Source organism: Pedobacter gandavensis, from assembly GCF_032678465.1.
GTDB lineage: Bacteria > Bacteroidota > Bacteroidia > Sphingobacteriales > Sphingobacteriaceae > Pedobacter > Pedobacter gandavensis_B.
This window is the reverse complement of the sequence record NZ_JAVTSK010000013.1, coordinates 34,657-56,960: the sequence shown is the minus strand read 5'-3', so window position 1 is coordinate 56,960 and position 22,304 is coordinate 34,657. Positions and strand designations below refer to the sequence as shown.

20 protein-coding genes are annotated in these 22,304 nt (G+C 39.9%); 3 read left to right on the top strand and 17 right to left on the bottom strand.

What is annotated here, in order from left to right; all coding sequences use genetic code 11:
* Positions 1-41: 41 nt before the first annotated feature.
* The 13 genes from R2Q94_RS19820 to R2Q94_RS19760 all read right to left on the bottom strand — a co-directional run bounded on the left by R2Q94_RS19820 (position 42) and on the right by R2Q94_RS19760 (position 15,267).
* A complete protein-coding gene (locus tag R2Q94_RS19820) occupies positions 42-2,000 on the bottom strand; it encodes a beta-N-acetylhexosaminidase (protein ID WP_316823226.1) in 1,959 nt (652 codons plus the stop codon).
* 87 nt (positions 2,001-2,087) lie between these two features.
* A complete protein-coding gene (gene dacB, locus R2Q94_RS19815; protein ID WP_316823225.1) occupies positions 2,088-3,503 on the bottom strand; it encodes a D-alanyl-D-alanine carboxypeptidase/D-alanyl-D-alanine-endopeptidase in 1,416 nt (471 codons plus the stop codon).
* Between the two features lie 100 nt (positions 3,504-3,603).
* Entirely contained in the window at positions 3,604-4,596 is a 993-nt protein-coding gene (locus tag R2Q94_RS19810; RefSeq protein WP_316823224.1) for an aspartate-semialdehyde dehydrogenase, read from the bottom strand.
* A gap of 288 nt (positions 4,597-4,884) precedes the next feature.
* Entirely contained in the window at positions 4,885-5,757 is an 873-nt protein-coding gene (locus R2Q94_RS19805; RefSeq protein ID WP_316823223.1) for a sugar phosphate isomerase/epimerase, read from the bottom strand.
* 10 nt (positions 5,758-5,767) lie between these two features.
* The gene (locus tag R2Q94_RS19800; protein ID WP_316823222.1) at positions 5,768-6,649 is read right to left on the bottom strand and encodes a hydroxypyruvate isomerase family protein; all 882 of its coding nucleotides are present in this window, start codon (positions 6,647-6,649) and stop codon (positions 5,768-5,770) included.
* Complete coding sequence (locus R2Q94_RS19795; RefSeq protein WP_316823221.1) at positions 6,649-7,887, bottom strand: nucleoside permease; 1,239 nt, start codon at positions 7,885-7,887, stop codon at positions 6,649-6,651. Before R2Q94_RS19795 ends, R2Q94_RS19800 begins: the two co-directional genes overlap by 1 nt.
* Before the next feature lie 67 nt (positions 7,888-7,954).
* Positions 7,955-8,650: a DUF1080 domain-containing protein gene (locus R2Q94_RS19790; RefSeq protein WP_316823220.1), complete on the bottom strand. Its 696-nt coding sequence runs from the start codon at positions 8,648-8,650 to the stop codon at positions 7,955-7,957.
* 33 nt (positions 8,651-8,683) lie between these two features.
* Positions 8,684-10,129, bottom strand: coding sequence for a Gfo/Idh/MocA family oxidoreductase (locus tag R2Q94_RS19785; protein WP_316823219.1), 1,446 nt, complete (start codon positions 10,127-10,129; stop codon positions 8,684-8,686).
* 27 nt (positions 10,130-10,156) lie between these two features.
* The gene (locus R2Q94_RS19780; protein WP_316823218.1) at positions 10,157-10,546 is read right to left on the bottom strand and encodes a c-type cytochrome; all 390 of its coding nucleotides are present in this window, start codon (positions 10,544-10,546) and stop codon (positions 10,157-10,159) included.
* 18 nt (positions 10,547-10,564) lie between these two features.
* Entirely contained in the window at positions 10,565-11,617 is a 1,053-nt protein-coding gene (locus R2Q94_RS19775; protein WP_316823217.1) for a sugar phosphate isomerase/epimerase, read from the bottom strand.
* Positions 11,618-11,622: 5 nt separating this feature from the next.
* Positions 11,623-12,783: a Gfo/Idh/MocA family oxidoreductase gene (locus R2Q94_RS19770; RefSeq protein WP_316823216.1), complete on the bottom strand. Its 1,161-nt coding sequence runs from the start codon at positions 12,781-12,783 to the stop codon at positions 11,623-11,625.
* Positions 12,784-12,884: 101 nt separating this feature from the next.
* The gene (locus R2Q94_RS19765) at positions 12,885-14,588 is read right to left on the bottom strand and encodes a GMC family oxidoreductase (protein WP_316823215.1); all 1,704 of its coding nucleotides are present in this window, start codon (positions 14,586-14,588) and stop codon (positions 12,885-12,887) included.
* A 19-nt stretch (positions 14,589-14,607) separates the two neighbouring features.
* The gene (locus R2Q94_RS19760; protein WP_316823214.1) at positions 14,608-15,267 is read right to left on the bottom strand and encodes a gluconate 2-dehydrogenase subunit 3 family protein; all 660 of its coding nucleotides are present in this window, start codon (positions 15,265-15,267) and stop codon (positions 14,608-14,610) included.
* Positions 15,268-15,672: 405 nt separating this feature from the next.
* Here R2Q94_RS19760 and R2Q94_RS19755 point away from each other — a divergent pair, with 405 nt between their 5' ends.
* Together R2Q94_RS19755 and R2Q94_RS19750 are read left to right on the top strand one after the other, a co-directional pair.
* Entirely contained in the window at positions 15,673-16,623 is a 951-nt protein-coding gene (locus R2Q94_RS19755) for an NAD-dependent epimerase/dehydratase family protein (RefSeq protein ID WP_316823213.1), read from the top strand.
* 28 nt (positions 16,624-16,651) lie between these two features.
* Positions 16,652-17,377: a YebC/PmpR family DNA-binding transcriptional regulator gene (locus R2Q94_RS19750; RefSeq protein ID WP_316823212.1), complete on the top strand. Its 726-nt coding sequence runs from the start codon at positions 16,652-16,654 to the stop codon at positions 17,375-17,377.
* Between the two features lie 8 nt (positions 17,378-17,385).
* Here R2Q94_RS19750 and R2Q94_RS19745 read toward each other — a convergent pair whose 3' ends face one another.
* The 4 genes from R2Q94_RS19745 to R2Q94_RS19730 form a co-directional block, all read right to left on the bottom strand.
* Positions 17,386-18,174, bottom strand: coding sequence for a prolyl oligopeptidase family serine peptidase (locus R2Q94_RS19745; protein WP_316823211.1), 789 nt, complete (start codon positions 18,172-18,174; stop codon positions 17,386-17,388).
* Positions 18,175-18,267: 93 nt separating this feature from the next.
* Positions 18,268-18,927 (bottom strand): GDSL-type esterase/lipase family protein, encoded by a 660-nt coding sequence (locus R2Q94_RS19740; RefSeq protein ID WP_316823210.1) that lies wholly within the window; start codon positions 18,925-18,927, stop codon positions 18,268-18,270.
* Positions 18,928-19,066: 139 nt separating this feature from the next.
* Positions 19,067-20,005, bottom strand: coding sequence for a rhodanese-related sulfurtransferase (locus R2Q94_RS19735; RefSeq protein WP_316823209.1), 939 nt, complete (start codon positions 20,003-20,005; stop codon positions 19,067-19,069).
* Positions 20,006-20,078: 73 nt separating this feature from the next.
* Entirely contained in the window at positions 20,079-20,864 is a 786-nt protein-coding gene (locus R2Q94_RS19730; RefSeq protein ID WP_316823208.1) for an SDR family oxidoreductase, read from the bottom strand.
* 150 nt (positions 20,865-21,014) lie between these two features.
* On the opposite strand from R2Q94_RS19730, the gene R2Q94_RS19725 reads away from it, so the two are divergent.
* Positions 21,015-22,211, top strand: a complete 1,197-nt coding sequence (locus tag R2Q94_RS19725; protein ID WP_316823207.1) for an aminopeptidase C — start codon at positions 21,015-21,017, stop codon at positions 22,209-22,211.
* The last annotated feature ends 93 nt before the right edge of the window (positions 22,212-22,304 follow it).

Here is a 22,304-nt window from a genome sequence, read left to right as displayed (position 1 = left end):
GAAGGCCATGATAGCCTATATGTACAAAATACCTCAATTTTTTATCTTCTTGCTCTCTTGTTTAACTCTTCTATTGGCATATTCATCATTCTTCCTATTGGCTGTTTGCCTCTGTAGGTGATGACTCTTAACATCGTCGCATCTTTTGGCGGCGTCAGTTTTTCCGTATATTTCGGATAAAAACGGTCCGGAAAGGAGTTGTCAAAACTGTAGTAAATATCCAGTCCTGCTACCTCTGTACTCAGCTCAATGATCAGCTGTTTATCCGCAGATCTGCTCACTTTAAATATAGGGTCATATACACTTGGGGCATATTTCGTTTCTGCAATATCTAATCTCTGGAAGTGCTGCTCTACTCTGGAAAAAAAATTCTCCCAGTTTTTCTTTTCTTTTGGCGACCATACCGATTCGGCGATGGCCATTCCTCTTGGCCAGGTCATATATTCGGCCTGACGAATATTGGTCACCTGCTCAGTCCATAAATTGGCTTGTCCACCTTTAATGTATTTTGGGTTTACATTGGCTGGAATCGGATCAAATTCATAAGCTTTGCTCAATCGAAGTGAAGCGTATACTCTTGGCTCTGTAATCTGATCAGCCTGCATGTAATCTAGGTAAGCATAAGTGCTTGGACTCATGACTACCTCATGCTGTTTCAAAGCCGCATCTGTTCCGTATTTCATCCCTCTCCAACTCATCACAGCTGCACTTGGAGATAAATCACCATCCATGATCTCATCCCAGCCCATGAATTTTTTACCTTTAGCTTCTACAATGGCCTGTACACGTTTTTCAAAATAACCCTGTACCTGATGCATATTTTTTAAACCTTCCTTTTGCATTAACGCTTTAATCGCATCGCTTTTCTGCCAGAAATTAAAAGGTGCTTCATCACCACCCATGTGGATGTATTCGAAAGGAAAGAGTGCGGCAACCTGGGTAATTACGGTATCTAAGAAGGTGTAGACTTTTTCATTTGCAGGACAAAGCGTATTGTCGACCAATGCCGTTGGTGGTGCGCCTCTTGACCAGTCCATGATTCTTTCACCAGAACGCACCCGGTAATTCTCTGCTCCTGGGGTACAGGACAATTCCGGATAGGAAGCAATGGCCGCTAAACTATGACCTGGAACGTCAATTTCAGGCATAATGTTGACAAAGCGATCCTGCGCATATTGAATGAGTTCCTTTAAATCTTCCTGTGTATAAAAACCACCATAAGTACGTGGTTCATCTGCTGTAGGGGGGATAAAATTTCCAAATTCTCCGGTCTTCTTCACATTCCAGGCGCCAACTTCCGTTAATTTTGGGTAGCCTTTGATTTCTATTCTCCAACCTTCATCGTCAGTCAGGTGTAAATGAAGTAAGTTGTATTTGTAGCGGACCATGGCATTGATGTATTGCTTAACTTCTTCCTTGGTAAAGAAGTGACGGGCTACATCCAGCATTAAACCTCTCCAGCCTACGCGAGGATAATCTGTGATTTCCAGGCATGGAGCCGACCAATGAATGTTTTCTACCGGTACTTTACTTTCTATTTCTTTGGGAAACAGCTGAAGCAAACTTTGTACGCCATAATATATTCCGGCAGCTTTATTCGCTCTGATCAGAATCTGATTGGGTTTTACGCTAAGTTGATACCCCTCATTTCCTAAAACCGGGTTGGGCTTATCGTTTAAAATTAACCGGATTTGCGCATGGTCTCCCTGATGTCCGTTGAGAATAGATACATAACTCCCAGTCGGAATAGAGAGTTTTTCCTGCAGAAAACTGGAAACCAACTTCATCTCTGGTATCACAGGCGATTGAATCGTTAAATTTTCAGGTAAAATGAAATGGCCCGCCTGTTTAATCACTGCAACTGGTTCAGGAATGATGGCAATTTCGCTGGGAATCAGGGCCGGGGATAGAGATGCACTAATGTTTGTACTTATAGGTGCCTGACTAAAACCAGCAATGCTGATCATGCCACACCATGCGAATAGGAACAGTTTTTTCATAGCAGGGCTAAGCGTATTTTTGTGTGTTTTGAAATTTAAAAACTCTTGCAATTTATCAATAAAAAGGCGGATAATCTGCTGGAAGTATTATTTTAAAGCATCCAGTACCTTGAATAGCTTTTTGTTAATCCCTGAGCCATTGTAGTTATTAATGTTGATGACGATGATGTATTTGTTCCCAGATTTATCCGTATAATATCCAGCATAGGCAGAGACATCGGCAATGCTACCGCTTTTTAGTTTCATGCCATTGTTATCTGGTAAAGATCTGTAGAAGTCCGGAAACCAATTTTCCTTTTGTGATTGAAAAAGGATTTCCGCCATCGCCATAGGAGTGACTCTTGTAGCCGGTGATAATCCACTGCCATCTGTAATATTTAAGGCATATTTATCTATCCCTTTTTCTGTCCAGAAGTTAATCTCTGTTTGTGCACCATTCGCAGTAGTTGGAATTTTCCCCGACTTCCAGGCAAGGGTTTTTAACAGGTGTTCTCCATATAAATTAACGCTCTTTTTATTGAACCAATAAATAATTTCTGATAAGGTAGGAGAATTTGTGGTGATGAGTTTTCGTTGAACGGCAGGTACTGTTTGCTGATTTGCTGCCATTAATCTTGCAGTGGTAGGTTGTATTTCAGTGGCAATACCGATTTTTTTTAATGTATCCTGTAAACGAAAAGCAGCATCATACGCAGGATTGGGAACTGCAGTAGAGACACCAGGTTTAGAAATCCCTAATGCCCAGGTTCCACGGAGATAAGCGAGATTACCATCTGGTGGTAAGTAAGAATAGGCATGATCTCCGCTACCCTCAGCACCTGCTTTCAACTCATTCACGATTTTAAGGTAGGGCATTTCAGGAACGACTTTTAATATCGATACTGGTTGAACTGTAGAGGTATTGGCTTTAAGGTGGATGTCAAACTGATTTTCGCGCCAGCTGAGTGCCGATGCTCCAGCTCCGTAATAGTTTCCTATATCTTGCCAAATCCAGCCATCAGGCGTACTCTGACTGCCCCAGATGCTATCGTCACCTATAATTTTACCCTCAATTTTTTTTATCCCTGCCTTTTGTATCGCAGTCACCCATTGTTGCAGAATGTAGTTTTCTTTTGTGTTTTCATAACGCCATGAGCCTAATGTCGGATCACCACCGCCAATAATGATCAGGTCGCCCTTTAATGTGCCATCCGGACCAAGGTTACCGCTGTAGGCAAGTGTGGTCTGGTACTGAAAATCTTTGCCCAGCAGACTAAATGCAGTTGCTGAAGTGATGGTTTTTAAAGTAGAGGCTGTAGCAAGGCCTACTTCTTCATTCTTACCTAATAATAGCTTTCCAGTATTGGCATCCAGGACACACAGTCCAATGATGGCATGTTTTGCCTGGGCATCATCCTTCAATACCTGATAAGCCCGTTCCAGTTTCTCTACAGGATTTTGTGCATATGCAAACTGATGTAAAATGAGCAGGGATAAAATGGCAGTTTTTCTGACAATATTCATGAAAGGGAAATTATAATGCTAAATAGGTATTAACGAAAAATTGAGGTACAGATTGCTTTTTAAAGCGTTCCATACCTCAATCGTTTTTTATTCAAAGAGATTAAACCAGTTCGTTTTTCATCAGGTATTCTGCAATCTGAACAGCATTGGTTGCTGCACCTTTACGAAGGTTGTCTGCAACAATCCAAAGGTTTACTGAATTTGGCATAGATTCATCACGTCTGATTCTTCCAACAAATACTTCATCTTTTTCATGAGCATCTTTAGGCATTGGATATTTCAGGTTGGCAATATCATCCACAACCACCAGTCCTGGAGTATTGGCCAGTAAGGCTCTAAGTTCAATCACATCAAAGTCGTTTTCAAACTCAATGTTTACCGACTCAGAATGTCCGCCCATTACCGGGATACGAACAGTAGTAGCCGTTAAACGGATGCTATCGTCGCCCATGATCTTATTGGTTTCCTTGATCATTTTCATCTCCTCTTTTGTATATCCGTTTTCTTCGAAAACATCAATCTGAGGGATAACGTTTAAATCAATTGGGTAAGCATAAGCCATAGGGCCATCAGTGATGCCTTTACGCTCGTTCATCATTTGCTCTACGGCTTTTACACCAGTTCCAGTTACCGATTGGTAGGTAGAAACTACAACGCGTTTGATCTTATATTTATCATGCAATGGTTTTAAAGCCACTACCATTTGAATAGTTGAACAATTTGGATTTGCAATGATCTTATCGTCAATAGATAATTCATGAGCATTCACTTCCGGAACTACTAATTTCTTAGATGGATCCATACGCCATGCCGAGGAATTGTCAATTACTGTGGTTCCTGCCTCAGCGAAACGTGGGGCATGCTCTAATGAGGTGCTTCCACCCGCAGAGAATAAAGCAATATCAGGTCTCATTGAAATTGCAGTATCCATGTTTACAATTGCATACTTCTTACCCTTAAAAGTGATTTCTTTACCTACACTTTTTTCAGATGCAACCGGAATTAATTCGGTTAACGGGAAGTTACGCTCTTCTAACACTTTTAACATTACGGTACCTACCAGGCCGGTGGCGCCTACAACTGCAATTTTCATTTTTTAATTGGTTTTTTATAGTTCTTATTAATTTATAGTATTCAGTTTTTTGTAATAAGTTCTTTAGTTTCCGGGCTTATTTCAGCCATATTTTTCAAATATGGTGAAATTTTTGTGTTTTCGGCGGCTAAAGTACTCAAAACTTGCATTTTAATGTATTTTGGAGATCTTTGTTGCCCTGGATTTCCAGTAGTTGATCTCTTAAATATTCAGGTCAAAGATTAAGGTCATAAAAAAAGGGAAGTAGTTTTCGTAAACCACTTCCCTTGATATTTTAAGATCTTATTCTTAAACCAATTCGCGACTTACGTAATCAAAGCTTTGCTTAATGCTCACAAAAGGATCCTTTGAGAAATTCTCCTGTTCTACAATAGCATACTTCAATCCTGCCTGCTTGGCATGTTTAAAGAAAGATTTGAAATCAATTGTACCTGTTCCTACTTCAGTATTGATGCCATGGTTTGCTTTGTCCATATCCTTTACGTGCCACATTGGGAAACGTCCTGGGTATTTATTAAAAAAAGCAATCGGATCATTACCTGATCTTACCACCCAGTATAAGTCCATCTCAAATTTCACCAGATTTTTATCAGTTTCCTGTAGCATTACTTCATAGCCGGTTTTGCCGTCATATTTTTTGAATTCAAAATCATGGTTATGGTAAGCCAGTTTCAATCCTGATTTCTTGCAGATTTCTGCAGCCTGATTCAGACGTTCAGCAACTTTTTTGTAATCATCAAGACTTGATCTTAAGCTCTCGCCCATCCAGGGAATGGTCAGGAATTCCATTTTAAGACCATTTGCTCCATCAATCGCAATTTTCAATTCGTCCTGATTTCCATCTTTTAGGAAAGAATCCAGACCGAAGTGACCACTAGGTGCTTTAAGTCCATTGTTGTCCAGCAAACTTTTGAAAGCTTTAATGTCCATCCCGAAATAACCACCTTTAGGAGAGTATCCATAAGTTTCCACTTCTTTATAGCCTGCTTTAGCTATTTGCTCAATTACACCTTTGGTGTCTTTACCGATTACTTCTCTCAAAGTGTACAGTTGAAGTCCAACAGGTTTGATCTTCGCAAAGGCATGTGCAAATGAAGGGAACAACAGGGCTCCTGCTGCAGCCATTCCTGCGTTTTTTATAAATGTTCTTCTCGAGTTCATAAATTTGATTTTATACGTCACAAATATTTACGGCGTCTCTCAGTGATTTGATTTTATCTTTATACTTAGGAATAAATTCCTGAGCAAGATAACCTTTAAATCCGGTTGCTAATATAGCTTTTATAATCGCGGGATAAAATAATTCCTGAGTATCGTCTATTTCATTTCTTCCGGGAACGCCGGCAGTATGGTAATGAGAGATGTAAGGATGGTATTTTTTAATATTACTGATCACATTCCCTTCATCGATTTGCATGTGGTAAATATCGTATAGCAGTTTGAAATTCTCTGATCCCAGTCTTTTAGCCAATTCTGCACCCCATTTTGTGGTGTCGCATTGATAATCAGTGTGGTCAACCTTACTGTTTAATAATTCCATTACGAGTACAACATTGTGTTTTTCAGCAATACCAATCACTTGTTTCAAGCCTTCCACACAATTGTTTATTCCGGTTTCATCATCTTTTCCACGGCGATTTCCGCTAAAACAGATCAGTTGTTTATAACCTGCTGCAGCCACTTTAGGAATCATTTCCGAATAATTTTTAATCAGTGTAGCATGAAATTTAGGATCATTCCATCCATCAACCAGGTTGATTTCGGCACCATTACACATGGAGGAGTCTAAGCCGTACTTTTTTAAGGTAGGCCATCCGGATGGGCCGACAAGGTCAATGGCTTTTATTCCGATCTTTTTAGCCTCAATACATAGGGCCTCCAGCTCCATATCTCCGAAACACCAGGCACACACAGAGTGATTTACATTTCCTTTTAAAGTAGTTGATTTATAAGGCTCCATAGCAAAAGCGGGCATAGTAGCCGAAACACCTAAAGCGGCAGTTCCGGCAACTATGTTTTTTAATGCAGTTCTCCTGCTTTGTTCTTCAGCCATTACGCATTGAATTGTGATTCCTCTTTTTTCTTGTCTGTAAAGAAAAGAGCAAACAATAAGAAAACCACCAAGGCGATACCCGAAGGGATGATCCATACCATTTTCCAATCGAATGAACCATCAGCTAGTTTATAAGTATCAGTAATGTAGCCGGCTACTTCGAATCCGATTAACATACCTACGCCATAGGTCGCCAATGTAATCAGTCCCTGTGCAGAGCTTTTATATTTATCACCAGCAATGGAATTGGTGTAAATTTGTCCGGATACAAAGAAGAAGTCATAGCAAATACCATGAAGCGCGATTCCGATGATCAACATAAATCCTAAATCGCTTGCATTGCCATAAGCAAAAAGTGCATAGCGTAAACACCAGGCCAGCATGCCTACCAGGATTGTTTTCTTGAATCCAAATTTTGTAAAGAAAATAGGGAGTAACAATAAGAATAACACCTCTGAAACTTGTCCAATAGTCATCTTTCCTGTTGGATCTTCCATCCCTACGTTAGTTAGGAAAGGGTGTGCATTCTGATAATAGAAAGCCAGGGGGATACAAATCAAGATAGAAGAGACAAAGAAAATTGCGAAATTTTTATCTTTTAATAATTTTAAGGCATCTAATCCTAAGATCTCTGATATTTTAACTTTTTCTCCGGCAACAGCTTTAGGTGGGGTCTTTGGTAAAGTAAAACTGAACAGACCTAATGCGGCGGAAGCAATACCTGCCATTAGGAAAGTGTTTTTAAGTAATCCTTCTTTTGCACCTTCGGGAGAATCCCAGTGGAAGTAGAAACTGATCAATAAACCAGCTGCAATCCATCCAATGGTTCCAAATACCCGGATTGTTGAGAACTCTTTTTCCGGATCTTTCATTTGATTGAAAGAAACAGAGTTGACTAGTGCTAGGGTAGGCATAAAAAGAATCATATAAGCCAGAACATAAGGGTAAAATACACTGATGTCGGTAGCATTATACATTTGATACATGAGTACAGCCCCGATTAAGTGAAGTACACCCAGTATCTTTTCTGCATTAAAATAACGGTCAGCGATCAATCCAATGATGAAAGGAGCAATGATCGCTCCCCAGGATTGGGTGGAGAATACTGATGCCGATTGGCTTCCGGTAGCGCTGAGGTTATTCCCCAGGAAGGTGCCCAGTGTCACAAACCATGCGCCCCAGATGAAAAACTCCAGGAACATCATGAATGAAAGTTTGATGCGGTTGTTAAGGTTCATTGTTGATGATTTATATCTCGTTTTTTTGGTCAATGATTTTGGCGTTTCCCACGCCAGGGTTAATTTTTTACAGCTCTTTAATCAGGATATTACGGAACCAGACTTCATCGCCATGATCCTGTAATGCAATTTTTCCAGTTCTGAATGTAGCAAAATCTGGCCAGTTTGCAAATTTACTACCGGCGATCAAATTTTTGAACTGCTCGTCCCAAAGTGTGGTCTGTACGATCTTTACACCATTTAGTTTAAGTTCAAGTTTGCCGTTTTTACTGATGATTTCTGCAGTATTCCATTCTCCAACAGGTTTAACTGGTTCTGAACTGCTTTTAATCAGGTCATAAAGATCCCCGGCACGGTGTTTAGTGATTTTTCCATCTGGATGACCATCATTGTCTAATACCTGCATTTCTAAACCTGTCGCATAGGTGGCCTTGTATTTAGGTTTATCCTCTTTTACATAAAAGATAATTCCGCTATTGGCTTTAGGGGCTACTTTCCAGTCGATTTTCAAATGGAAATTACCATATTCCTTATCTGTGACTAAATCACCACCACCGGTTTTTCCTGATTTAGGATTAAAATGAAGGCTGCCATCCACAACATCCCATTTTTCGCCAGCTGTTGTCTGACCATAGGTATGCCATCCGGCAGTTGTTTTACCATCAAACAGTTTGGTAAATCCTTTATTGCTGGATTGTGCCTGACTATTACCTGCACCAAATACTGTGGTAAGCAGTATCGCTGAAAAAATATATGGTTTCATAGTTTTCTTTTTAAGTTGAAAAAAGGATGGTGATTACCATCCTTTTCTATAGTCGCGTTTTACGAACTGATTTACTGCATCAAAATTTGTGACTTTCATATTGTTATTGTCCCAAAGTAATTTAATGTCTCTTCCAGGGAAACTTGGTCTTCCCTTATCATTTTTAACCTGAACATCTGTTCCCCTGATGGCTAAATTTGCCATCAGCAATGCTTCTGTGAGTGGGCCTGCAATATCAAAAGGAGAACTCAGCTCTTTTTTACCATATCCGGCAATACATCCTTCTACCCATTGGGCATAATGGCCTTCTGCACCACCAGGTACACGGGCAAATTTTGCTGGAACCTTGATGTCTTTGTTTTTACTCAATGGTAGTAAACGTGGGTCTGCACTATAGGTACTGGCCATCATTTTTCCTTTGGTACCGATAAATAAAGTACCATTTCCTCCATCGCCGAAAACCTCATTTGCTTCCAGTTCTTCTGGTCTTTCAGGCTGAATACCGCCGTCCATCCAGTGAACAGTGATATCACCTTTGGTTTTATTGGTTTTAGGGAATTTTAAGGTCACATGACTTGATGGAGGACAGCTGTCAGGGAAATATCCTCGTTTAAATTCATCCACATAGACAGAGCCTACACTAGCCTGAACTTCAGTAGCATATTTTAGATTCAATACGCTAAATGGTGCTTCCAATAGGTGACAGCCCATATCGCCCAATGCGCCAGTTCCATAATCCCACCAGCCTCTCCAGTTAAATGGAACCAGTTTGTTTACATAATCTTTGTATGGTGCAGTACCTAACCATAAATCCCAATCCAGGTCTTTAGGTACTTCTGCTTTATTTGCAGACCATGGAATACCTTGTGGCCATACCGGACGATCTGTCCAGGCATAAACCGTATGCACATCACCAATTAAACCTGCATCATACCATTCTTTCATTTGTCTAGGGCCATCATTTGAAGCACCCTGGTTTCCCATTTGGGTTACTACTTTGTACTTCTGGGCTGCTGCGGTTAAGGCACGAGCTTCGTAAATGTCGTGAGCCAATGGCTTTTGAACATAAACGTGTTTACCTAGTTGCATGGCACCTAAAGCAATGATCGCGTGGCTATGATCTGGGGTTGAAACCGATACCGCATCAAAGTTCTTGTGTTCTTTGTCGAACAATTCACGGAAATCCCTGTAGTATTTCGCTTTCGGGAATGCCTTTACGCTGGCCGCAGCCCTTGAATCATGTACATCACACAGAAAGCCGATGTCAGCTTTCCCACTTTTGTGAAAATTCGCAATATCTGATTGTCCCTTTCCTCCAGCACCAATTCCGGCGATAATCAGGCGGTCACTGGGCGCTAAAAATCCTGGTCCGCCTAAAACATGACGGGGAACAATCATAAATGCCGAAGCAGCAATTGCAGTGGTTTTGAGGAAATTTCTTCTGGATGAAGTTTCCTGGTTTTTCTTGGTTTCTTCCATGGTTTATATTTGGTTCTGTGGTTCAGGTTATTTTTTCAGGGATAGAATGTAACGTACCATTTCTTTGGCATCGTCTTGTGATAGATTGGCATGTGGAGTCATTGGAATTTCACCCCAAACTCCTTTACCACCATCAATGATTTTTTTGGAAAGTAGCTCAACTGTTGCATCATCATTGGTATATTTAGCCGCAATCTCCTCGTAAGTTGGACCAATTACTTTGGTTACTTTATTGTGGCAGCCGATACAGTCGGAAGTAGCAATTAATTTCTCTCCAGGGTGTTTTTCAGTGGATGCACTTGCCGTTGCAGGTGTACTTTCAGTAGTTGTTGTGGTACTGGTAGAATTTGATTCCGGACTTCCGCAGGATGCTAAAGCCAAAATAAAGCAGGCAAGGATAGATAGTGTGTTTTTCATCTTTTATTGTATTAATTATTATAGTCCTAATATTTTGTTGTTGAAGTCGTCATTTCCACCGGAAGCAGCGAAATCATCAAATGCCCTGTCAGTTACAGGAATGATCAGTTTGCTGATCAGTTCTGCACCTTCTTTGGCACCGACTTGTGCATCTTTAATGACGCATTCCCATTCCATTACTGCCCATCCCGTATAATCGTACTGTGCCAATTTACTAAAAATGGTTTTGAAGTCCACCTGTCCATCGCCTGGAGAACGGTATCTTCCGGCACGGTTTGCCCAGCTTTGGTACCCACCAAAAGTTCCTTGTTTTCCGCTAGGGTTAAACTCAGAATCTTTCACGTGGAAGGCCTTGATCCGTTCATGGTAGAAATCTATGTATTGTATGTAATCTAGTTGTTGTAATACAAAATGGGAGGGGTCATATAGTAGACAGGCACGTGGGTGATGGTTTACTTTTTCCAGGAACATTTCGTAGGTGATACCATCAAATAGGTCTTCACCTGGATGGATCTCATAACAAACATCGACCCCACAGTTATCAAATTCATTTAGAATAGGGGTCCATCTTTTAGCCAGCTCTGTAAAGGCAGCGTCTACCAATCCTTCCGGACGTTGAGGCCAGGGATGAAACATATGCCATAATAAGGAGCCGCTAAAAGTAGCATGTGCATTTAAGCCCAGGTTTTGTGAAGCTTTTGCCGCATATTTTAATTGCTGAACGGCCCATTTTGTCCTTTCAGTGGGGTTGTTTTTATATTGATCTGGAGCGAATGCGTCGAAAGCAAGATCGTAAGCCGGATTTACTGCTACCAATTGTCCTTGAAGGTGTGTCGATAGTTCTGTAATCTCCAGTCCATATGAAGCCACTTTTCCTTTTAATTCATCTGCATAGGTTTTGCTTTCTGCAGCTTTTTGCAGATCAATGAATCTTGGGTCAAGGGTTGGCATTTGAATTCCTTTAAATCCTAATCCTGCTGCCCATTCACAAATTGCATCCAATGAATTGAATGGGGCTTTATCACCGATAAACTGAGCTAGAAATACTCCAGGGCCTTTAATTGTTGTCATGATGTTTATATGTTAAAATCAAACCACTTTTGATCAGATGCTGAAGAAGCGACCACATTTTCAATAAATGCCATACCTCTAACCCCATCTTCCACTTTAGGGAAGTCGAGCATTGCTTCTGTAGGTTGTTGCCCCTGACTGATTGCTCCGATCGTTAATGCAAAGTTTCTGTATATATTGGCAAAAGCTTCCAGGTATCCTTCCGGATGACCTCCAGGAACACGGGTATTGTGTTTTGCAATATCTGAAAGATAGGCTTGTCCGGCACGATAGATTTGTGCTGGTTCATTCAACCATTTTACGATTAAGGTATTTGGTTCCATCTGATGCCATTCCAGACCACCTTTTTCACCATATACTTTAATTTTTAATGCATTTTCTTCACCTGCTGCAATTTGAGATGCGATTAAAACACCGTTAGCTCCATTGTCGAATTTTAACAATACGTTTCCATCATCGTCCAAACCACGTCCCGGTACTACAATGTTTAAATCTGCACAAAGCTTACTGATTTTTAAGCCGGAAATATATTCTGCCAATTGCGCAGCATGTGTTCCGATATCGCCCATGCAACCGCTTTTACCGCTTTTAGCAGGGTCAGTACGCCACGCAGCACCAGCATTTCCTTCCCGTTCCGTTAAGGTACTCAACCAACCCTGAGGATATTCTACCATTATTTTTCTAATGGCACCCAGTTTTCCTTCTTTAACCATGGCTTTGGCTTGTTTCACCATTGGGTAGCCAGAATAGGTATGCGTCAGGCACAATACCAGTCCTGTTTCTTTTACTTTTTCCTGTAATTGCCTGGCTTCATCCAGAGATAATGCGATTGGTTTTTCAATCACGACATTGAAGCCATGATCCAGTGCCATCATTGCAGGAGCAAAGTGGGCAAAGTTAGGCGTTACGATGGTCACGAAATCTATGCGTTTATCTGCTGGTAGCTGACTTTCTTTTTCAATCATTTCCTGATAATTCTCGTAAATTCGGTCGTCATCCAGGAAAAGCTCTTTTCCGGACTGTTTACCAACTTCAGGATTGACGCTTAAAGCGCCACAGCAAAACTCAACCTGACCATCCATATTTGCCGCAATGCGGTGAACGGCTCCAATAAAGGCATCTTTTCCTCCACCGATCATGCCCATTCTCATTTTTCTGTTGTTCATCAGAATATATTTTTTGTTGTTGTTTTTAAAGTGTCTAAACCGAATTAGCAGGGTTTAAACATAAAACCTGCATATCGGATTTACCAATATGCAGGTTGATATTAAAGGTTACCTTTTTTAAGTTCATTAACTGCAAAATCACAAGCCCTTGCGGTCAATGCCATATACGTTAATGAAGGATTCTGACAAGCTGCAGATGGCATACATGAACCATCAGTTACGAATACGTTTTTCACTTCGTGCATTTGGTTCCATTTGTTCAATACAGAGGTTTTAGGATCTAATCCCATACGTGCAGTACCCATTTCATGGATCGCCATACCTGGTGTAGAGCCATTATCGTAAGTTTTTACATCTTTAATTCCTGCGGCTTCCAACATTTCAGCAGCGTCGTTCATCATGTCTACGCGCATTTTTTGCTCGTTATCTTTGAATTCGCAATCAATAGCCAAAACAGGTTGTCCCCATTTGTCTTTTTTATCTTTGTCGATGTACACGCGGTTTTCATGGTAAGGAAGAGACTCTCCGAAACCACCTAAGCCCATGCTCCAGGCGCCTGGAACAGTCATTTGATCTTTAAATTCTCCGCCAAATGCCATCTCGGCAACATCAGCATGCCAGTTTCCGCGACTTGCGCCACCCTGGTAGCCAAAGCCCCTTACATAATCGCGTTTGTCGTTGCCAATGTTTCTATATCTTGGAACATAAATTCCATTTGCTCTTCGGCCGTATGTGTATCTGTCGTCAAAGCCTTCTGCTCTTCCAGATGCACCGCAACGGAAATGGTGATCCATCAGGTTATGGCCTAATTCACCACTACCATTACCCAATCCATTTGGATGTTCAGCTGAAGTAGAGTTTAATAAAAGGAAAGTTGAACCTAATGTCGAACCGTTCACGAATACAATTTTTGCAAAGTATTCGATATGTTCATTCGTTTCAGAATCAATAACAATTACACCCTTCGCTTTTTGTGTTTCTTTATCATATACGATGGTATTGACCAATGAATATGGACGGAGTGTTAGATTTCCTGTGGCAACAGCTGCAGGTAGGGTAGAAGACTGGGTACTAAAATATGCGCCAAATGGACATCCTCTGCTACAAAGGTTACGATATTGACATTTACCTCTTCCACCATGCTCTACAGTTAAGTTAGCTGTACGTCCAATAGTTAAGATTCTGGACTTATTCCATTTGCTTTCAATTCTTTTTTTTACATCTTTCTCTACACAGTTCATTTCCATTGGTGGAAGGAACTGTCCATCGGGAAAATGTGGGTAATTTTCTGCCTGGCCGCTGATTCCTGCAAATTTCTCTACATAATCATACCAGGGAGCAATGTCTTTATATCTAATCGGCCAATCGACTCCGTGACCATCTTTTGCATTTTCTTCAAAGTTCAGGTCACTTAAACGGTAACTCTGACGGCCCCACATCAATGATTTACCACCAACGTGAAAACCACGGTACCAATCGAAACGTTTAACTTCAGTATATGGGCATTCAAGATCGTTTACCCAGAAACTTTCATTGAATTCCTGATAAGGATAATCTCTTTTTTGTACTGGGTGAGTTGCTTTTTGTGCCTCAGTTAATCTGCCGCGGTGTTCAAATTCCCATGGCTTTTTCATGGCCGTGGTATAATCCTTGATGTGCTCGATATTTCTGCCTCTTTCCAGCAATAGCACTTTTAAACCTTTTTCGGTTAACTCTTTTGCAGCCCAGCCGCCACTGATTCCTGATCCTACAACAATTGCATCATAAGTGTTTTGTGCAGTTGCTTTTGTATTTAAATTGCTCATTGTTAAATTTCTAAAAGGTTTATGACCAAACTTTTTGACCTGGTTTTAAAGGTACATCACCGTCGTAACGGCCAGGGATTTCTACATAGGCCATGGCCTGAGTAGCTCCAATTTCCGAAGTGAAATAACCTAGCAAGGTTAAGTCTCTCGCAATCGCGAAGAACTGAGGTGTGGTTTTAGGTTTGTCCTTTGGCGTCATGGCGTTGCCGGGAGCCTCCTTTTCGGATTTTTTCTGAGTAATGTTTTCTTGTTTTTTTTCTAATTCCTCTTTTTCAGTTTTGCTGGCGGCAATCGTGGCTTCTCTTACTTTGCTTAAAAGTTCCTGACGCTGCGGTACTGAAATCTCAAGGAATGATTTTTTAAAAGTATCTTGTGATTGTTTTTCAAGGTCTTCCAGTCCTTTTACAAATGCTTTTTGAGCATCTTCAGGATAGCATTCTTTTACCATCATGGCGATGAATGGACCAACTCCTGCTGCCTTGGCGCCTGGAGTACTTGTAGTGGGGATAATGACATCTGCAACCTCTGTGATGACCTTTTCCTGATCGGCAGAAAATAAGTTCCCGGCTGCTTTTGTAGATGGTGAAGTGCAACTATCTAGAAATACTCCAATAGTAGTTGCAGATAATGCGCCTCCCATTAAAAAGGCAACACTTTTCACTGCTTCTCTTCTGTTCATACTTGGCTGTTTAGGTGTTTTTATATGGTTAAAGTGTGTTTTGTTTTGTAATAATAAGCAAAAAATAATGGTTAGTGTGAGAAATACACAATAATTCTAATATATCATGTTTTTGTTACTTAATCAACTTTTTGCCGATTAAGTACATGGAAATAACCCCAGTTAAGCATTTCTGTCATTGGATTTTCCTGCCTGTAGACTCTCCTAAAACGTTATTTCTTTATATTTATTCTGATGTACTCCTCAAAGGGATATACTGCAATTTATGGGCTTGTTTTCGGGTCTTTTTACCCCATGAACAGCGATGGAAAACGAATGTAAAAAAGACAAAAAGGTATAAATCATAAACATTTTATAGAGGTTTGTTTCGTTTTTTTAACTTTGTCAAAATCCATACAAAAATTCATGATTGAGAAAATATTAGTATTAGGTTCTAACGGTCAGATCGGCACTGAATTAGTAACCGCTTTACGTAAGACTTACGGTGAAAGTAATGTAGTAGCTTGTGACATCCGCAGACCTGATTATGACATCAAAAATTCAGGACCATTTGAGTTCGTAAATGTGCTTGAGAAAGACATTCTGAATAACATATTTCAAAAGTATAAACCTACTCAGGTTTATTTATTAGCAGCTTTATTGTCTGCAACAGGTGAGCAGAATCCTAAATTAGCCTGGGACCTGAACATGAATGGTTTACTGAATATCTTAGACCTTGCTCTTGTTTATAAAACTGCTAAAGTTTACTGGCCAAGTTCTATCGCTGTATTTGGGCCAAATTCTCCAAAAGATATGACACCACAATACTGTGTAATGGATCCGAACACGGTTTATGGAATCAGTAAACTTGCAGGAGAACGTTGGTGCGAATATTATCATCAAAAATTTGGTTTAGATGTTCGTAGTATTCGTTACCCAGGGTTAATCAGTTGGAAAGCTGCCCCAGGTGGTGGAACTACTGATTATGCAATTCATATTTTCCACGATGCTTTAACTAAAGGGAGTTATGCTTCTTTCTTAAATGCAGAAACAGAATTGCCAATGATGTATATGGATGATGCCATTCGTGGTACAATTGAATTAATGGATGCGGAAGCGAGCAAAATTTCTATCCGCTCAAGTTATAATTTTGGTGGTGTACACTTTACGCCAGAAGTATTAGCTTCAGAAATCAGGAAACATATTCCAGATTTTAAATTAACTTACACCGAGAATGATCCACGTCAGGCAATTGCCAACAGTTGGCCACGTTCTATCGACGATAGCTTCGCTCAAAAAGATTGGGGTTGGAAGCCAGAGTTTGATTTGTCGAAGATGACAACAGATATGTTAACGAACTTACAGAATAATCATTAAGAAGGAAATTCCTTAAATATAAGATACAATGGGAAGAGCATTTGAGTTCCGAAAAGAAAGGAAATTTAAACGTTGGGCAAAAATGGCCGTTCAGTTTACCAGAATTGGTAAAGAGATTGTAATGGCTGTTAAAGATAATGGCCCATCGCCAGAAACCAACTCACGTTTGCGTACTGCGATCCAGAATGCAAAGGCTGTGAATATGCCTAAGCATACCGTTGAAGCTGCAATCAAAAGAGCATCTAATAAAGATGAGAATGGTTACGAAGAGTTTGTTTATGAAGGATATGCTCAACATGGTGTAGCCATCCTAATTGAGACAGCAACTGATAACACCAATAGAACGGTAGCTAATATTCGTAGTTATTTCAATAAGACTGGTGGTACTCTAGGTAAAACAGGTTCACTTGACTTTATTTTTAGTCGCAAGTCTATCTTCCGTTTTGTTCCTGGTGATAAGGATCTGGAAGAACTGGAGTTTGAATTGATTGATGCTGGCTTGGAAGAATTATACCTGGAAGCTGATGAAGAAGGAAATGAAATTGCAGTGGTACAAACCGCTTTCGAAGACTTCGGTAAAATGCAAAAAGCACTGGAAGATATCGGTGTAGAGATGAAGAGTGCTAAATTAGAGCGTATTTCATTATCTACAATTCCAGTTACAGAAGAGCAAGCTGCAGATGTATTCAAACTAATTGATAAACTGGAGGAAGACGACGATGTTCAGGCCGTTTATCACAATATGGCAGAATAATTATACAGCTATTTCTTTTGATTAGAAAATAACCATGGCAATAGATTGGGATCTGCAAATGCAGCATCCCAACTGTTGTGATGGGCATCCGGATACAAGGTGAGTTTAGGTTCTTTTCCTAATACTTTAAGCTGATCCGAAATCATGGTAGAAAATCCAACCGGAACGACTTCATCTTTCTCTCCATGAAAGATCCATAAGGGAACATTTTTATATTTCTGAACATTAGCCACATTGTCTCCGCCACAAATAGCAATCGCAGCTGCGAAGAGCTTTGGCTTGCGTCTTAATAGTTCATAAGTGCCCATTCCACCCATTGAAAGTCCCCCGACATAAACCTGATCATGGTTTACATAAGGTTTATCTAAAAAACTATCAATCATACCTAATAAAGCTTTCATCGATTTAGTCGGTTTTCCTCTTTTTTGGAAATTGATGGACCTATTGCCCTGCTCATCTTTATCAAAGCTGGCATTTGCCCAGAAGCTATCCTCGGAACATTGAGGGAAGACGATGATGGCAGGATATTGTTTTCTTATTTCTGGCTTCAGGAACAGGTTTCCACCATGGGTCAGTTGCTTTTCATTGTCATTTCCACGTTCTCCACTTCCATGTAAAAAAAACAAAATGGGGTATTTTTTATCTGCACTGAAGTTTTCAGGAAAGAGGATGCGATAAGAGATGCTATCCTTGCCTTTGATAAAATTTCCCTTATCATATTTTTTAAAATCCTGTGCCTTTGTTCCCAGACTATAAACCAGGAGCAGGATGGAGAGGGTTGTTTTGATGGAGCTCATAATTCAAACTTAAACAATTTAAGAACCATTTAAAAATAAAGAAATTCTGTTGGATCTTGAGCAATAAGCCAGACTCTTTTGATGTTTCAGTCCTTAAGGATTAATAAGGTATGGTTTGATTTCTTTGATCCAGATCGCATAGCCCTCCGCATTGATATGTAACATATCTTCCTGAAAAAGCTCCGGACGAATGGCGTTTTTGTACATCATTTTCCTGTTAACATCTACAAAATTCGTGTTTGCATAATGATTTAAATATTCTTTAATCAGGAGATTGGCATGTGCATTTGTAGCAGCATGCTGCTTTCTTGAAGGACTGTCCTTTATGGAAATGTATAGAATTGGGATCGTAGGATATTTGTTTCTAATGTTATTAAAGAAGGAAGCAAACCGATGAAGTGTTTCAAGCGCAGTTTGTCCATCGGTAGCAATGTCATTTTCACCACTATAAATAACCACTTGTCGCGGCTGATAAGCATAAACCAGATCTGAAATATAGTAGTTGGCTTGCGCAAGGGTTGATCCACCAAACCCTCTGTTGATGGCATGATAATCTTTGAATACGGTTTCCAGATCTTTCCATTTTTCAAAGGAGGAGCTGCCAACAAACAATATACCATTTTTGGCTGGCATAGAAATACTGTCCTTATGTTTGAAATCTTGAATTTCTTGCCAGAATGGTGGTTTTTGTTGTGCTTTAACTAATCCAGAGCTAAGAGTTAGCACAAGAAGAAAGTGATAAAATCTTTTCATTTGCGACCGGTGTTTTGGATCTTAATTCAGTTTGAGTAATTCCGGACAAAAGGAATACGCTGCTTTGATGGCAACGGAAATTCACTCAAATTTTAATCGAGGCATTTCCGTTGCTTTTTTTATGAACGGCTAATCGTAATTATTTTGCAACAGTATTTACAGGTTGAGGTACCTTAACATAATATCCTGTGCCATCATATGGACGCTTTCTTGGATGTGTTATACAGGGAGCCGAACAACAGCCTTCCAGTTTTTCTCCACAGGCATCACATTGTGTAATGTGTTCATTACATTCAGGATTTGCACAGTTGATCATTTTTGGAGTTACCGTTCCACAGTTATAACAGGTGGAAACGATACTTGGATTTACTGAGTTGACATCTACAGCAATCCTGTTATCAAAAACATAACATTTACCTTCAAAATCTTCTCCACCCGCTTCCTTACCATATTTAATAATTCCGCCATGAAGTTGATATACGTCATTGAAACCATGGTGTAACAGCAGGGCAGATGCTTTTTCACATTTAATCCCCCCTGTACAGTAAGTTAGTACTTTTTTGTCTTTGTATTTAGCCAGCTCATTAATTTGTTCCGGGAAATCCCTGAAGTTTTCAATGTCTAAAGTGATGGCGTTTTTGAATCTGCCTAAATTGTGCTCGTAGTTAGAACGCACATCAAGAATAATCACGTCTTCTTCTTTAATCATCTTTTTAAACTCTATGGGCTCCAGATGTTTACCTGTTCGTTCATTAGGGTTGATGATGTTTGGATCTCTTAATCCTGAATGCACAATCTCTTCCTTATAACGACAATGCATTTTAATGAAAGAGGGTTCATCCACTTCGTCAATTTTAAATTCTGTTTTGGCAAAACGTTCGTCCGCGTGAATGGCAGCCATATAGGCTGCAACATTTTCTGTGCTTCCTGAAATTGTACCGTTCAGTCCTTCATCAGCGACGATAATCCGGCCAACAAGATTTAAAGATTTACAAAAAGTAAGGTGGGTGGCAGCAAATTGTTCTGCGTTTGCTATAGGACTATAGCAATAATAAAGTATGGTTTGGAATTTTTTCATATCATCATTGATACTGTTGCATACAGCGTTTAATGTGGCGCAAAGTTAATAAAGATAAATGAGATAGAAAAAGCTAAATCGCAGGGGTTCTGCCTCCATCTACTCTTATACTGGTTCCGGTAACATAGGATGCCGCAGGGGAAGCCAGAAAGGCAATTACATTTGCAATTTCTTCCGCTTGTCCAAATCTAGCCATAGGGATACTTGAAATCATGTTTTTCTCTATTGTTGACACATCTGTTTGTTGACCTGCTGCGGTGTTTTTAATTAAACTCTTTAACCTGGCCGTATCTGTTAATCCAGGTAGAATGTTGTTCACTGTGATCTGAAAAATACCAACTTCGTTGGATAGTGTTTTTGCCCAAGAAGCCACAGCCGCTCTGATGGTATTGGAAACACCAAGGTTTGGTAAAGGAGTTTTAACCGATGTGGAAATGATATTGATGATCCTTCCATAACCTAGTTTTTTCATGCCTGGAAGGACTGCTGTAGCCAAAAGGTGATTTCCAACAAGATGTTGCTGAAATGCCATTTCAAAATCGAGATGACTTGCCATGGTAATCGGGCCAGCCTTTGGTCCGCCTGTATTGTTCACCAGAATAGCAATATCATGCTTCTTGGCGATTTGATGGATGGCATCAGACAACTGTTGCGTTTCAGAAAAATCAGCAGTTGAATAACTGTGGTGTTGGCCTTCACTCTGCTTTAACTGAGCTATAGCTGCTTTTAAGCCTTCTTCATTTCTTGCCATTAAGATACAGTTGGCCCCTAAACCCGCTAAAACTTTGGCGGTGGCCAGTCCAATACCCTGTGTACTGCCGCAAATTACCGCGTATTTACCATTTAATGAAATATCCATTGTTGTGTTTTGATAGCTAAACTTATACAAAAATTATGAGGTAACAATGTTTTTATCCTGTTGTTGGGTTATTGGAATATTGTTAAGTTTGCCTTCGTCATTATAAATCAGCGGATGATTTGTGAGGCGGAATAAATTTAAACACAAAAAATGACCAAAATTTCTATGAAACCAGTACTATTGGCCGCAGGCCTTTTATTTAGTGCAGGTAGTGTATTTGCGCAGGATAACCTGGTAAATGCCTTAAGTAACAATCACAGTAAAGACAGTAAAAATAGCTTCACTTTTACTCCGGTAATCAATGCTGAAGCAACTGATGTAAAAAACCAACAATCTTCAGGTACTTGCTGGAGCTACAGTACCAACTCATTTTTAGAATCAGAAATGATTAAAGCAGGTAAAAAACCTGTAGATCTTGCTGATATCTTTACTGCCCGCAATGCTTATATTGAAAAAGGAATCAACTATGTACGTATGCATGGTGCTTTAACATTAGGTGATGGTGGTGCTTGTCATGATGTGATCAATATGTTTGCGCTATATGGCGCAATGCCACAATCTGTTTATGATGGAAGAAAATATGGTACATCAACGAACAAATCTGATGATATGAACAAGTTGACTAAAGCTATTCTTGAACAAGCAGTAAATGCACCATCAGGAAAGTTTGATCCGACCTGGAAAGCGAGATATATTGCTACAATCGATTCATGTTTAGGTGCAGTTCCGGAGAAATTCAATTATGAAGGAAAAGAATATACACCAAAAACTTTCGCTAAAGAAGTTGTTGGAATTAATCCGGCTGATTATGTAGAGCTTTCTTCCTTCACCTCAGCTCCTTACTATACAAAAGCGGTATTGATGGTGCCGGACAACTGGTCTTTCGATCAGGTTCACAACGTGCCGATGGATGATATTACTAAAGTAATCGACAATGCGCTGAAAAAAGGATATACTGTTGCCTGGGCTACAGATGTAAGTGAAAAAGGCTTTAGCTGGAAAAACGGTGTTGCTTTTGTTCCGGAAAAAGATTTCGAAGATATGTCTAAAGAAGAACGTGCTACGATGTTCAATGGTCCGAAAGCTGAAAAAGAGATTACTGTAGAAATGCGTCAGGAAGCTTTTGATAATTATAAAACTACGGATGATCACGGTATGCAGATTACTGGTATCGCTAAAGATCAAAACGGTAAAGAGTATTATATCGTTAAAAACTCCTGGGGTCCAAGTAACGACTACAAAGGTTATCTTTATGTAACTAAGAATTTTGTGAAATATAAAACCACAGCTTTCTTGTTAAATAAAAAAGGTATTCCTTCTGATGTTCGTAAAAAACTTAGTATTTAATTCTAGAAAAGACAGTTAAAAAAAGGCGGCTCCTAATTTGGAACCGCCTTTTTTATTTCCAGGAAATCTGACCTTATTTCTGAACATTTGGCA

Excerpts from the sequence above, each read along its gene's own strand:
- R2Q94_RS19820 (WP_316823226.1), bottom strand. The coding sequence starts at position 2,000 with ATGAAAAAACTGTTCCTATTCGCATGGTGTGGCATGATCAGCATTGCT.
- dacB (WP_316823225.1), bottom strand. The coding sequence starts at position 3,503 with ATGAATATTGTCAGAAAAACTGCCATTTTATCCCTGCTCATTTTACAT.
- R2Q94_RS19810 (WP_316823224.1), bottom strand. The coding sequence starts at position 4,596 with ATGAAAATTGCAGTTGTAGGCGCCACCGGCCTGGTAGGTACCGTAATG.
- R2Q94_RS19805 (WP_316823223.1), bottom strand. The coding sequence starts at position 5,757 with ATGAACTCGAGAAGAACATTTATAAAAAACGCAGGAATGGCTGCAGCA.
- R2Q94_RS19800 (WP_316823222.1), bottom strand. The coding sequence starts at position 6,649 with ATGGCTGAAGAACAAAGCAGGAGAACTGCATTAAAAAACATAGTTGCC.
- R2Q94_RS19795 (WP_316823221.1), bottom strand. The coding sequence starts at position 7,887 with ATGAACCTTAACAACCGCATCAAACTTTCATTCATGATGTTCCTGGAG.
- R2Q94_RS19790 (WP_316823220.1), bottom strand. The coding sequence starts at position 8,650 with ATGAAACCATATATTTTTTCAGCGATACTGCTTACCACAGTATTTGGT.
- R2Q94_RS19785 (WP_316823219.1), bottom strand. The coding sequence starts at position 10,129 with ATGGAAGAAACCAAGAAAAACCAGGAAACTTCATCCAGAAGAAATTTC.
- R2Q94_RS19780 (WP_316823218.1), bottom strand. The coding sequence starts at position 10,546 with ATGAAAAACACACTATCTATCCTTGCCTGCTTTATTTTGGCTTTAGCA.
- R2Q94_RS19775 (WP_316823217.1), bottom strand. The coding sequence starts at position 11,617 with ATGACAACAATTAAAGGCCCTGGAGTATTTCTAGCTCAGTTTATCGGT.
- R2Q94_RS19770 (WP_316823216.1), bottom strand. The coding sequence starts at position 12,783 with ATGAACAACAGAAAAATGAGAATGGGCATGATCGGTGGAGGAAAAGAT.
- R2Q94_RS19765 (WP_316823215.1), bottom strand. The coding sequence starts at position 14,588 with ATGAGCAATTTAAATACAAAAGCAACTGCACAAAACACTTATGATGCA.
- R2Q94_RS19760 (WP_316823214.1), bottom strand. The coding sequence starts at position 15,267 with ATGAACAGAAGAGAAGCAGTGAAAAGTGTTGCCTTTTTAATGGGAGGC.
- R2Q94_RS19755 (WP_316823213.1), top strand. The coding sequence starts at position 15,673 with ATGATTGAGAAAATATTAGTATTAGGTTCTAACGGTCAGATCGGCACT.
- R2Q94_RS19750 (WP_316823212.1), top strand. The coding sequence starts at position 16,652 with ATGGGAAGAGCATTTGAGTTCCGAAAAGAAAGGAAATTTAAACGTTGG.
- R2Q94_RS19745 (WP_316823211.1), bottom strand. The coding sequence starts at position 18,174 with ATGAGCTCCATCAAAACAACCCTCTCCATCCTGCTCCTGGTTTATAGT.
- R2Q94_RS19740 (WP_316823210.1), bottom strand. The coding sequence starts at position 18,927 with ATGAAAAGATTTTATCACTTTCTTCTTGTGCTAACTCTTAGCTCTGGA.
- R2Q94_RS19735 (WP_316823209.1), bottom strand. The coding sequence starts at position 20,005 with ATGAAAAAATTCCAAACCATACTTTATTATTGCTATAGTCCTATAGCA.
- R2Q94_RS19730 (WP_316823208.1), bottom strand. The coding sequence starts at position 20,864 with ATGGATATTTCATTAAATGGTAAATACGCGGTAATTTGCGGCAGTACA.
- R2Q94_RS19725 (WP_316823207.1), top strand. The coding sequence starts at position 21,015 with ATGACCAAAATTTCTATGAAACCAGTACTATTGGCCGCAGGCCTTTTA.